Annotated in this window: 9 protein-coding genes; 7 read left to right on the top strand and 2 right to left on the bottom strand. The window is 67.9% G+C overall.

Features of this window, described 5'->3' with window-relative positions; genetic code table 11:
- A partial coding sequence (locus Q0R23_RS01570; protein WP_293909642.1) for a PucR family transcriptional regulator occupies window positions 1–1,640 on the bottom strand: 1,640 nt, incomplete at its 3' end.
- Between the two features lie 281 nt (window positions 1,641–1,921).
- Between Q0R23_RS01570 and Q0R23_RS01565 the strand changes: the two genes are divergently transcribed.
- From Q0R23_RS01565 to Q0R23_RS01535, 7 genes are all read left to right on the top strand, one after another.
- Window positions 1,922–3,352 (top strand): APC family permease, encoded by a 1,431-nt coding sequence (locus Q0R23_RS01565; protein ID WP_293909641.1) that lies wholly within the window; start codon window positions 1,922–1,924, stop codon window positions 3,350–3,352.
- A 57-nt stretch (window positions 3,353–3,409) separates the two neighbouring features.
- Entirely contained in the window at window positions 3,410–4,741 is a 1,332-nt protein-coding gene (gene gabT, locus Q0R23_RS01560) for a 4-aminobutyrate--2-oxoglutarate transaminase (RefSeq protein ID WP_293909640.1), read from the top strand.
- Between the two features lie 192 nt (window positions 4,742–4,933).
- Entirely contained in the window at window positions 4,934–6,361 is a 1,428-nt protein-coding gene (locus Q0R23_RS01555; RefSeq protein ID WP_293909639.1) for an aminotransferase class III-fold pyridoxal phosphate-dependent enzyme, read from the top strand.
- A complete protein-coding gene (locus tag Q0R23_RS01550) occupies window positions 6,358–7,119 on the top strand; it encodes a nitrilase (RefSeq protein ID WP_293909638.1) in 762 nt (253 codons plus the stop codon). Before Q0R23_RS01555 ends, Q0R23_RS01550 begins: the two co-directional genes overlap by 4 nt.
- Complete coding sequence (locus Q0R23_RS01545) at window positions 7,116–8,675, top strand: amidohydrolase (RefSeq protein WP_293909637.1); 1,560 nt, start codon at window positions 7,116–7,118, stop codon at window positions 8,673–8,675. Before Q0R23_RS01550 ends, Q0R23_RS01545 begins: the two co-directional genes overlap by 4 nt.
- Before the next feature lie 19 nt (window positions 8,676–8,694).
- A complete protein-coding gene (locus tag Q0R23_RS01540) occupies window positions 8,695–10,152 on the top strand; it encodes an NAD-dependent succinate-semialdehyde dehydrogenase (protein ID WP_293909636.1) in 1,458 nt (485 codons plus the stop codon).
- Between the two features lie 18 nt (window positions 10,153–10,170).
- Window positions 10,171–12,189, top strand: coding sequence for an NAD(P)-binding protein (locus Q0R23_RS01535; protein ID WP_293909635.1), 2,019 nt, complete (start codon window positions 10,171–10,173; stop codon window positions 12,187–12,189).
- A gap of 166 nt (window positions 12,190–12,355) precedes the next feature.
- Here Q0R23_RS01535 and Q0R23_RS01530 read toward each other — a convergent pair.
- Window positions 12,356–12,502 (bottom strand): SDR family oxidoreductase (locus Q0R23_RS01530; protein ID WP_293909643.1); only part of this gene is annotated, 147 nt, incomplete at its 5' end.

The raw sequence follows: 12,502 nt of genomic DNA, 5'->3' as shown, positions 1-12,502 counted from the left end.
AGTGAGGTGGCGGTCAGCCCCTCGGCGCGGCCCATGCGGTAGCGCAGGGTGTTCTTGTGGATGCCGAGCTGGGCGGCGGCCCGGTCCTGCGCCCAGCCGCAAGCGCACAGCACCCGCAGCGTCTCGGTCAGGGCCGAGCCGCCCCGTACCGAGCGCAGCGGTCCCAGCAGGGCGTCGGTCAGGTCGCGCTGGGCGTCGGTGTCGCCGCTGAGCGCACGGGGAATCAGCAGTTCGGTGTAGCCTTTGACGGTGCCCGCAGCGGCGTGCGCGGCCAGGCTCAGCGCCTCGTTGCGGCCCTGAGCCACGCCCGCCGCCCCCAACCTGGGGCGGCTGTAGATCAGCCCCACCACCGCCTGGGTCTGCGCTGAGAGCAGCGCCCAGAGGCGCTCAGGGGTGAGCAGTGGTTGGGTTGCCGAATGCGGCAGCAAAAACCAGATATGTCCCAGGCCAGGACTCAGCAGCGGCGGCGTGCCCAGGGCGCCCAGGGCGTCACGGAGTTCCCCGGCCAGCCGTCCCCGGCGGATTACCCCGGCCTCGGTCAGCGGCAGCGCTTCGAGCAGGTCGAGCAGACACACGGTATAGACGCCCTGTGGCTCGAAGCCCAGCCGCTCAAAGTCCAGCCGCTCGAAGCCCAGCCGCCCGGCGCGGTCCAGGGCACCGGGGCCGGGTACGAAGCGCCCCTCGAGCAGGGTGTCGATAAAGGCCGAGCCGAGCTGGGCTTCCCGCGCCTCCAGATCGCGCCGGGCCAGCAGCAGCAGCGCGGCGACGGTGCAGGCGTGCTCGGCAGATCGCCGCACCAGATCGTCACCGAGCACTTTGCCCGGTGCCTGGCGGCGCTCCAGACCGGTAGCTTGATGCGCCGCATCCTGGTCTACCGCCGCTGTTCCTATCCACCCTGCCCCGATCCACCCTGCCCCGATCCACAGCGCCCCGATCCACAGCGCCCCGGAGCGCTCGCCGTGGACCAGTACCGGAAAGAGCAGCCCGCCGCCGGGTACGGCCCTGGGCGCCGATCCCGGCAGGTTCAGTGCCCGCCGCAGCGCCTGGGCGGTTGGGAACTGGGCGGTTGGAAATTGAGCCGCTGGGAAGGGGGCACCGGGCGCCCCCAGCAGCCGTTGACCCGCCGTGCCGATCAGCATCGCCGGGCGTCCCAGATGCAGCGAGAGGGTGTCTACCACGTCTTCCAGCCCACCGCCCAGGGCCGCCAGGGTCAGGGCACGGTGAATCGCCTCGCTGCGCTCCAGAACCGCCGACTGTTCCTGCAAGATGCCCTGATGCACCGCCTGAACCACCGCCGCGAACGGCACGGCGTAGGGCAGGGTCAACGCCGCAATCCCCGCTGCGCCCAGCGCCCGCGCCACCTCCGGCGGAAAAGCCGTCAGCGGCCCCGGCACCACCAGCACCACGGCGGCGGGTTGCTGCGCGGCCAGGCGCTTCCCGAAGGCCCGCAAGGCGGCGCGGCTGCGCGGCCACGACAGCCCGGTGGTCAGCAGCAGCGTCTGGCCACCGACCCAGCGCTCGGCCTGCGGCACGTCGATGACGTGGGCCAGCGTGACTTCCCGCGTCAGGTCGGCGGCGCCTATTCCGACCAGTTCGGCGCCCTGGCAGACTGGCAGCGCCAGCACGTCAGAAAGCCGCATCGGCACCGCTGAGCCTGGTCATCTGGATCTCATCACCAGAATTGTACTCTCGACACAAGAAAGTACCACCTTTTTTATGCCTGGATTCCATATCGTTGCCGGGGGGTTGAAGGCGTACTATGAAAAATGCCGCTGATCCATATACAACTGACGCGCCGACAATCCCGGCCACCGCCTTCCTGAACGTTGAGTTCGGCTGGCGTGTGAGGCTGCCTGGCTGGGACGCACCCGGTCAGGCCCTTTGATCTTTGCGTTTCTCCCCACCACCTGAGAGGCCGAATATGATTCAGACCAACGCCGATTCAGCCAGCAGCGCCGCCTCCTCGCCTGTTCACGTCAAGAAACTGGGGCTCTGGGGCGTGGTGATGGTGGTGTATTTCGCGGTGGCGGGCGGGGCCTTCGGCATCGAGCCGCTGATCGCCGCCAGCGCGCCGGGCATGTCGATCATCCTGATCTTGCTGACCCCCTTCATCTACAGCATTCCCACCGTGCTGATGGTCACCGAACTGTCCACCGCCATGCCGGTGGCGGGCGGCTACTACGCCTGGGTCAAACGCGCCCTGGGGCCGTTCGCGGGCTTCATGCAGGGCTGGAGTTCCTGGCTCTACGGGGTGGTCATCGCCGCCAGTTTCGGGGTGCTGTTCGCCGACTACACCAGCAGTTTCCTGAAGCTCGCCTTCGGGATCACCGTGCTGGACACCAACCCGCTGCTGCACTGGCTGGTGGTGGCGGCGCTGATCGTGGCCTTCGTGCTGCTCAACATCCGGGGCGCGCACGCGGTGGGCGACAGCAGCAAACTGTTCGCCGCGATGGTCTTCGCGCCGTTCATCGTGATGATCGTGATGGCCGCTTTGAAGTGGGGCGCCGATCCGAAGCCGTTCCTGGGGCCGATCACGCCGCCAGGGGCGGGCCTGCTGGGCGCTTTCGGGGTCGGTCTGTTCGTGGTGCTCTACAACTTTCTGGGCTGGGACAGCGTGAGCACCGTGCTCGAAGAGATCAAAGACCCGCTGAAGGTGATTCCGAGGGCCATGCGCCTGGCCGTGCCGCTGGTGGTGCTGGCGTACCTGCTGCCGGTGCTAGCGGGCCTGAGTTCGGGCGTGCAGTGGACCACATGGGGCGACACCGCCAAGTTTCCCGAACTCGCCACCGCCATCGGCGGCAAGTGGCTGGGCGTCTGGGTGGCGCTGGGCGGCATGTTCTGCGCGGCGGGGCTGTTCAACGCCATGATTATGAGCAACAGCCGCATCCCCGCGACGCTGGCCGCCGACAAGTACCTGCCCGCCTTCATGACCGCCCGCCACCCCAGGTACGGCACCCCGGTGGTCTCGATCATCCTGTGCGCCGTCATCTATTCGGCGCTGGCCACCTCGGCCTTCGTGGCGCTGGCGGTCACCACCGTGATGCTCTACGGAGTGAGTCTGCTGCTCCAGTTCGCCGCCCTCATCGCCCTGAGAATCAAGGAGCCCCGCATGCGGCGGCCTTTCAAGATTGCGGGCGGCCTGAGCGGCGTGCTGATCATCTCGGCGCTGCCCATCACCATCACCCTGATCGCCATCTACAGCACCTACGTCAGCGAGGGGCCGGGCTTCCTGAAACTGGCCGGTGGCCTGCTGCTGGGTGGCCCGGTCATGTTCCTGGTAACGCGGGCCATCTTCAAGCGCGGCGCCCCCGACGTTCATGTGCCCATCGAGTACGAGGAAGCCGTACTGTAATTTCCATCCGAACGTCCCCACCACAACCAGACGCCGCTCACTCCGAGGTGAATTCGTATGACCGTTCAAGACCACCCGCCTGTCACTTCAACCCAGATCAGCGACAACCCCTCCAGCCGATACCTGCAAGACCGTCAGACCTACGTGGCGCGGGGCATCTCCAACGCGCACCCCATTGTGACGGCGCGGGCACTGAACGCCCGACTATGGGACGTGGACGGACGTGAATACCTCGATTTCGTGGGCGGCATCGGCGTGCTGAACGTGGGCCACAATCATCCCCGCGTGGTCGCCGCCGTGCAGGCGCAGGCCGAACTCTTTCTGCACACCTGTTTTCAGGTCACCATGTATCCCGGCTATATAGACCTGTGCCGCCGCCTGGCCCTGCGTGCCCCGATTGCTGGGCCAGTCAAGGCGGCGCTGTTCACCACGGGCGTCGAGGCCACCGAGAACGCCATCAAGATCGCCCGCAGCTACACGGGTCGCCCGGCGGTCATCAGCTTCACCCACTCGTTTCACGGGCGCACCCTGATGGGCATGACCCTGACCGGCAAGGCCAGCTACTACAAGCAGAATTTCGGCCCCTTCGCGCCGGAGGTCTATCACGCCGCCGCGCCCTACGAGTACCGGGGCGTCACGGCTGAAATCGCGCTGGAGCGGCTGCACGAGCTACTGCGAACCACCGTGGACGCTGCCCAGGTGGCGGCCATCATCATCGAGCCGGTGATGGGCGAGGGCGGGTTCCTGCCGATGCCGCCCGCCTTCTTGCAGGGACTGCGTACACTCTGTACCCAGCACGGCATCGTGTTCATCGCCGACGAGGTGCAGAGCGGTGTCGGGCGCACCGGCACCTTCTTTGCCATCGAGCACAGCGGCGCCGAACCGGACCTGATTCCCTTCGCCAAGAGCATCGGCGGCGGCCTGCCGATCAGCGGCGTGCTGGGCCGGGCCGAGATGATGGACGCGCCTGCCCCCGGCGGCCTGGGCGGCACCTACGCGGGCAACCCGCTGGCCTGCGCGGCGGCCAACGCGGTGCTCGACATCTTCGATCAGGACGATCTGCTGGCGCGTGCGGTGCGGCTGGGTGAGCGCCTGAAATCCGGCCTGGACGCCCTCGCCGCCCGCTTTCCCCAGATCGGTGAGGTGCGCGGCCTGGGCGCCATGCTGGCGATGGAGTTAGTCGAGGATCGGGCGAGCAAAACACCTGCCCCGGCGCTGGCCCAACGCGTCGTCGAGGCGGCCCGCGAGCGTGGCCTGCTGCTGCTCAAGGCCGGAATGTACGCCAGCGTGATCCGCATCCTGGTGCCCCTGACCGCCGAGGACCGTGACCTGGACGAGGGGCTGGCGATTCTGGGAGAGGCGCTGGCAGCGGCGATGGGGGAAGGCTAGACGTTCAATTCCCGTAATACTGTCAAGTTGACGTTGAGCCGCGCTGTGACGGCGGTTAAGCCCACCCCCTCCCAGCCTCCCCCCTCAAGGGGGAGGAGCTAGGAACGAAGGCACTTCAAGCTCAAATAGCTGTTCCTGCGTACCGCGCACCGCGTCCTGCGCCCCGCTCCCCACTTCCCCCGGAGGCTCCCCATGACTGCTACCCCACCCACCCGGCCCGCCCCTGAACCAGCCGTCGAGCCTGCCAGCCCCTCGGCCAGCAGAGCTATCAAACTCGCGACCTGGCTGCCCGGCCCGGAGAGCGTGCGATTGCAAAACCGCCGCAAGCAGCACGTCACCGCCGCGCTGGGGCAGGTCGTGGCCCTGAGCGTCAAGTCGGCGCAGGGCTCGCTGATTCATGACGTGGACGGCAACACCATCATCGACCTGATCGGCGGCATCGGCGTGCTGGCCGTCGGGCACAACCATCCGGACGTGGTGGCCGCCCTGGTCGAGCAGGCCCAGCAGGCGGTCAACCCCGGCATGCTGGTCGTCAACCACGACGGCTACGCGCAGGTGGCCGAACTGCTGAACGCGCACGCGCCGGGCGACTTTCCCAAGAAGACCATCCTCGCCAACGGCGGCGCCGAGGCCGTCGAGAACGCGGTCAAGATCGCCCGCTACTATACGGGCCGGGCCGGAATCGTCGTGTTCGAGGGCTCGTACCACGGGCGCAGCAACCTGACCATGGGCATGACCAGCAAATACGGCCTGTTCAAGAAGAACATGGGGCCGTTCGCGCCGGAAATCTACCGCCTGGCGCTGCCCAACCTGTTCCGTATGCCGCCCGGCATGAGCGAGGCCGCCTACCTCGACTGGTGCGACGCCCAGCTCGAACACGCGCTGGTGGCCTACATCGACGGCCCCTCCATCGCGGCCATCGTCATCGAACCGGTGCTGGGCGAGGGCGGCATCGTGCCGGTTCCGGCGCAGTTTCTGCGCAAGATCCGCGAAATCTGCACGCGGGTCGGCGCCGTGATGATCGCCGACGAGATCCAGAGCGGCTCCGGGCGCACCGGCAAGCTGTTCGCCATCGAGCATAGCGGGGTGATTCCCGATATGGTGATTGCCGCCAAGAGCCTGGGCGCCGGGCTGCCGATCAGCGCTGTGACCGGCAGGGCCGAGATCATGGACGCGCCGCACCTGGGCGCGGTGGGCAGCACCTACGGCGGCGGCCCGCTGGCCGCAGCAGCGGCCGTGGCGAGCCTGAAGCTGCTGACCGATCCTGAATTCCTGGCCGGGGCCGGGCGCATCGAGGAAGCCGTGCGGCGCGTCTTCGGCGCCGTGCAGCAGGACGTTCCGGCGCTGGGCGACATTCGCGGCCTCGGCGGCATGATGGCCATCGAGTTCATCAAAGACGAGGCCCGCACGCCCTGGCCCGACCCCGTGCTCGAAGTTGTCCAGCGCAGTTTCCGGCGCGGCGTGATCGTGATGCGGGCGGGACTGTATACCAACGCCGTGCGCTTCCTGCCCGCGCTGAACATCCCCCAGGAGCAGCTTGAGGAGGCGCTGGGCGTGGTGGCCGGGGTCGTGCGTGAGGTCTGGGACGAGAAGAAGTCTGAAACCAGCTTTTCGTCGTGAACGGGGTGAAGCCTGGACCCGACCATGTTGGACCGGAGAGTGCTGGACTCGAATCCGTCGCCGAGTTGCCGCGCCTGGCGTCCAGCACGAACGGGCGCTACTGGGTGCTGCCGTCTCAGGTCTGGATGGCCGACGGCCTGAGCGCCGTGCAGCGGGCCTGCTTCCCCGATCTCAGCGAGGCCGAGCTGATGGGGCCGGAGCATTTCCGCGCGCAGCTCCAGATCTTCCCTGAAGGCCAGTTCGCCGTCTGGGACAGCCTGGAGGGCCGGGTGGCGGCCAGCAGCACCGATCTGATTCTGGACATCGACTTCGCCCGCTACGCCCACCCCTACATGGAGGAGGTCGGCGACAACACCCTCAGCACCCACCAGCCGCAGGGCCGGTGGCTCTACGGCGCGGATATCGGCGTGCATCCCGACTACCGGGGCCAGGGCCTGAGCACGCTGCTGTATTCGGCGCGGCAGGCCCTGGTACGCCGCCTGAAACTGCGCGGGCACGCCGCCGGGGCCATGCCCAAGGGCTACAGCCGCCACGCCCAGGTTATGCCCATCGAGGAATATGTCCACCGGGTCGTCCTCAACGAGTTGCAAGACCCGGTGCTGAGCGTGCAGCTCAAGCGGCATTACCGCGTCTGGGGCATCATCCCCGACTACCTGGACGACGCGAGCTGCTGCAATTACGGCGTGTTCATCGTCTGGCGCAACCCGGATCTGGGCTGGCCGGAAAAGATGGGCTGGCCGGAGCAGGCGAGGGCGTGAGCGAATTGCTGCTGTCCGGCGCCCGCTTCCTGACCCTCGACGCCGGGAACCGTGAAGTGTCGGCCCTGCTGATTCGGGACGGCAAGATTGCGGCTCTGGGCGAGCTGGAGAGCGTCCAGGCGCAGGCCAGCCCGGCAGTCGAGCGCCGTGACCTGGGCGGCGCCGTCGTCACGCCGGGCCTGAACGACGCTCACATCCACGTCTGGAAGGTGGGGCAACTGCGGACCACCAGCCTCGACCTGCGCGGTGTCGGCGAGATGGATGAGCTGCACGCGCAGGTGGCGCAGCGGGCGGCGAGCCTGGAACCCGGCCAATGGCTGATCGGGCGTGGCTGGAACGAGGCGCTGACGGGCGGACAGTCGCCAACCCGGCAGAAGCTGGACGAAGTAGCGCCACATAACCCGGTGCTCCTGACCCGCACCTGTGCCCACATCCACGCGGTCAACTCGGCGGCGCTGGAGGCGGCCCGGATCAACGCCAGTACGTCCACACCAGCGGGCGGCCAGATCGACTTCGGGGCGGGGTTGCTGTACGAGACGGCCTTCGGCCTGGTCACCCGCGCCATGCCGCAACCCGATCAGGCGCAGTACGAGCGCTGGATTCTGGCCGGGCTGGACTATCTGGCTTCCCTGGGCCTCACCAGCGTCACCGACCCCGCCGTCGATCCGCCGCTGTACGCCGCCTACCGTGCCCTGGACGTCCGACACGCCTTGCCGATTAGGGTCAACCTGCTCTACATCCGCAGGCCGGACGGGGGCAGCGAGACCTACCCGCTGCCGGAGAAGCACGTTTCAGACATGCTGCGCTGCGATTCGGTCAAGTTTTTTACCGACGGCGGACTGAGCGGGGCGACGGCGGCGCTGTCCCAGGACTACCGGAATACCATTCAGCCCACACGGGGCTTTCTGCGTTTCGAGACGAACGAGCTATACGAGCTGGCAAGGGAAGCACACCAGGCGGGCTTCTGCATCGGGGCGCACGCCATCGGGGACAGGGCGCTCGATCAGCTTCTGGACGTGTACGAGCGGCTGGACCGCGAACATCCGAGCGATTTGCGGCACCGCATCGAACACTTCGGCTTGCCATCGGCGCAGCATCTGGCGCGTGCCCACACGCTCGGCGTCCACGCCGTTCCGCAGGCCATCTTTCTGCACGAGTTGCGTGGCAATTTCGAGCGCTACCTGCCGCCTGAATTCCTGCCGCGTACCTATCCGCTACGCTCGATGCTGGACGCCGGGCTCAACCTGGCGCTCAGCTCCGACGGGCCGGTGGTGCGCGAGGTGCGTCCGCTGCATGGCCTCCAGGCCGCCGTGCAGGAGCCGATGGTGCCGGGCCAGGCCATCACGCCGCTCGAAGCCCTGCGGGCCTACACGCTCGGCGGCGCCCGCGCCCAGGGCGACGAGGGCAACCGGGGCAGCCTGGAAATCGGCAAGTGGGCCGATCTCACCGTGCTGGGCGCCGATCCACTGAACAGTGCCCGCCCGGCAGCTATTCCCGTTCAAGGCAGTTATGTTGGCGGAGTCGCCCATAACATCTCCAGCCCCGTCCCCACCTGAACCACCACCGAGGTTGCCCATGACACAGACCCCCACCGTCCGCCCCGAACTCGCCGATGTGCCCACCGGAGCCTTCATCGCCGGGCAGTGGCGTGCCCTGCCACGCACCTTCACGGTGGATACGCCCCACGACGGCTCCGCGCTGGCCCAGGTCGCCGACTGTGGCCCGCAGGAAGCCGTGGACGCCATCGAGGCCGCGCTGGTCGCCTTCGACACCTGGAAACTCGACAACTTCAAGCGGGCCGAGATCCTGTCGCGCTGGGCGGACCTGATCGACGAACACGCGCCGCAGATGGCGAGGGTCATGGCGCTGGAGATGGGCAAACCCGTCACCGAGGCGCACGGTGAGATCGGCGGCGGCAACGGCTATATCCGATTCTACGTGGACGCCGCCCGCCAGATTGCCGGGGAGCGGGTGCCCAGCCGCTTTGCCCACAAGCGCGGCCTGACCCGCAGCGAGCCGCTGGGCGTGGTCTACGCCGTGACCCCCTGGAACTTCCCGATGTCGATGATCGCCCGCAAGGCTGCGCCCGCGCTGGCGGCAGGCTGCACGGTGATTCTCAAGCCTGCCGAGCAGTCGCCGCTGACCGCGCTGCTGCTCGCCGAGCTGTGGCGTCAGGCGGGCGGCCCGGCGGGAACCTTGCAGGTGCTGGCGGCGTCCGATCCGGCCAGCTTCAGCAAGCCTTTTTTCGACGATATTCGCGTCCGCAAGATCGCCTTCACCGGCAGCACCGACGTGGGGCGGCTGCTGTATGCCCAGGCCGCGACTACCCTCAAGCGCGTCAGCCTGGAGCTGGGCGGCCACGCGCCCACCATCGTGTTCGCCGACGCCGACATCGAGCTGGCGGTTCGCGAGAGCATCGTCAGCAAGTTTCGCAACGCCGGACAGACCTGTATTTCGAGCAACCGGTTTTACGTCCACGAAAGTATTGCCGAACAGTTTGCGGACGCCTTCGCCCTGGCCGCCAGCAAATTGAAGGTGGGCGACCCGCTCGACCCGGCCACCGAAATCGGGCCGCTGGTCGACGATCAGGGTCACGCCAAGGTCAGCGCCCACGTCGCCGACGCGGTGGAGCGCGGCGCGGCCTTTCAGACCGGTGGGCAGACCTTGACCGGGCGCTACTTTGCGCCGACAGTCCTCAGCGGCGTGCAGCCCGGCACGCTGATGCTGCGCGAGGAAACCTTCGGGCCGGTGGCGCCCATCGTCAGCTTCTCCAGCGATGAGGAAGCTGTGCGGCTCGCCAACGATTCCGAGTACGGGCTGGCTGCCTACGTCTTCACCCGTGACCTCTCGCGGGCCTTCCGCGTCACCGAGGCGCTGGAGTACGGCATCATCGGCGTCAACGACGGCGGCCCGGTCGGCGCGGCGGCGCAGGCGCCGTTCGGCGGTTTCAAGAACAGCGGCGTGGGCCGCGAGGGCGGTCACTGGGGCCTGGATGAATACTTGCAGGTCAAGTACGTCAGTTTCGGCGTCTGAACAGCGAAAGGAGTTCTTATGAGTGAGCCAGAGGACAATCATCCAGCCAATCCGCTCAATTCCACGGACCCACAATCCAGCCCGGATCTAACCAGCACTGCCGAGGACCGCGCCCTGGGGATGAACCGCCGCATCGCCCGGCGCGACTTTCTGAACGGCGTGGCCTACGGCGCGGCGGCGCTGGCGGCCCAGGCTTCACTACCCTGGGGCCGGGCGGCGGCGGCAACCAACGCGGCGCCCATCCAAAGCAGCTTGCTGGGCCAGTCCGAGGCGAGCAACGCCGTCATGCACGCCATCCGCGACGGAACCTACACGCCGCCCAAGGCAGCGCCGACCGGCGAAATCTACGACCTGGTGGTGGTCGGTGCGGGCATCAGCGGGCTGGCGGCGGCGCACGAGTTCAGGCGCCTGCAACCCAAGGCCCGGATTCTGCTGATCGACCCGCTGGCCGATGTGGGCGGCCACGCGCAGCGCAACACCTTCAAGGTCGGCGGGCGCACCGTCATCGGTTACGGTGGCTCGCAGTCGCTTCAGTCGCCGAGCTATTTCAGTCCGGCGGTCAAAGAGATGCTACACAGCGTCAGCATCGAGCCCAAGAAGTTCGAGGGTTACTACGACGGCGACTGGGCCAGCCGCCGCCAGTTGGAGCCGGGCACCTATTTCGACAAGGCGGTGTTTGGCCGCTCAGCCACCGTGCGCCGGGTGGGCAAGGCGGCCAGTTGGGTGCCGCAGACGCCGCTGAACGCCAAGGCCAGGCGCGACCTGACCGAGCTGATCGACGCGCCCCGCGATTACCTGAAGGGCCGCAGCGAGGCTGAGAAACGGGCGCTGCTCTCGAAGATGACCTACCGCGATTACCTGCTGAAGACCGTGGGCGCCGATCCACAGCTCGACACCTACTTTGCCGACAGTACCCGCGAGTATTTCGGCGCCGGAACCGACATCGTGGGTGCCCTGGACGCCTGGGCCAACGGCAATCCCGGTTTTGACGGCTTGGGCCTGAGTGGGCGCCCGGACAAGGCCATGAGCCCCAGCGGACGCCTGCTGGCCACCGACCCAGACAAGTACATCTACCACTTCCCCGACGGCAACGCCAGCGTGGCCCGCGCCCTGCTGCGCTCGCTGATTCCGGCGGCGGTGCCCGGCCAGGGCATGGAGACGCTGCCGCTGGTGAACGTGAGCGCCGCCCGGCTCGACGTGTCCGGCCAGCCGGTGCGGGTGCGCCTCAGCAGCACGGCGGTGCGCGTCCGGCACCTGGGCGACCCCGGCAGCGCCAAACAGGTCCAGGTCGATTACGTCTACCAGGGCGAGACCCGCAGCGTGGTGGCGGGCCGGGTGGTGCTGGCCTGCTGGCACCGGGTCATTCCGTACCTGACAGGCGAGCTGGGCGCGGCGCAAGTCGGTGCCCTGCGCGATCAGGTCAAGGTGCCGCTGATCTACACCAACGTCGTGCTGCGCAACTGGCGAGCCTTCGAGAAGCTCAAACTTGAGGCCATCACCTCGCCGGGTCACTTCTGGATCGGGGCCGACCTCGACTTTCCGGTCAGCATGGGCGGCTACACTTTTGCCCAGAAGGCCAGCGACCCGGTGGTGCTGCACCTGCGCCGCATTCCGGGCGGGCAAGCGGGCCAGGACGCCCGCACCCAGTCCAATGCGGGCCGCATGGAAATGACGCGCCTGACGCTGGCCGACTACGAGCGCCAGACCCGCCGATTGCTGGCCGGGGCGCTGAGCGGCGCCGACTTCGACCCGGCCCGCGACATCGCCGCGATCAGTAACAACCGCTGGGCGCACGGCTACACCTACGAATACATGCGCCCCAACGACGCCTACTGGCCTGCCGGACCGTTGCCGATCACGGCGGCCCGGCGCGGCTGGGGGCGTGTCGCCATCGCCAACTCGGATTCGGGCGCCTACGCCTACACCCACAGCGCCATCGACCAGGGCGTCCGGGCCGTGCGCGAGTTGCTGGGCGCCTCCGAGCCAGCGGTGAGTGAGTTTCCGGGGCCGCCGGTTGGGGGGCTGAAGCTGGTGTGACACGGGACTAACTTGATTCTCTGCTAACTCAGGACGGCGCTGTTGACCCCTCGCCCTTGTGGGAGAGGGGCGCTGAGCAGCAGCGGGGTGAGGGGCCACCGGGCAGCGTTCCCACTACATGCATGGAATTCTGTTAATCCCACATGAGTGCTGGTGAAGGCGACTCCTATCCGTGGTTAAACGTCGCCGTGCAGCCGCCGTCCACCGTCACCACCGAGCCGGTCATGAACGACCCTCCCCCGGAGGCCAGAAACACCACCACCCGCGCCACCTCCTCCGGCTGCGCCTGGCGTCCCAGCGGCTGCCGGGCGGC

Origin of the sequence: Deinococcus sp., from assembly GCF_025362455.1 — a bacterium.
Taxonomy (GTDB): domain Bacteria; phylum Deinococcota; class Deinococci; order Deinococcales; family Deinococcaceae; genus Deinococcus.
This window is presented reverse-complemented; position numbering and strand designations above follow the sequence as displayed.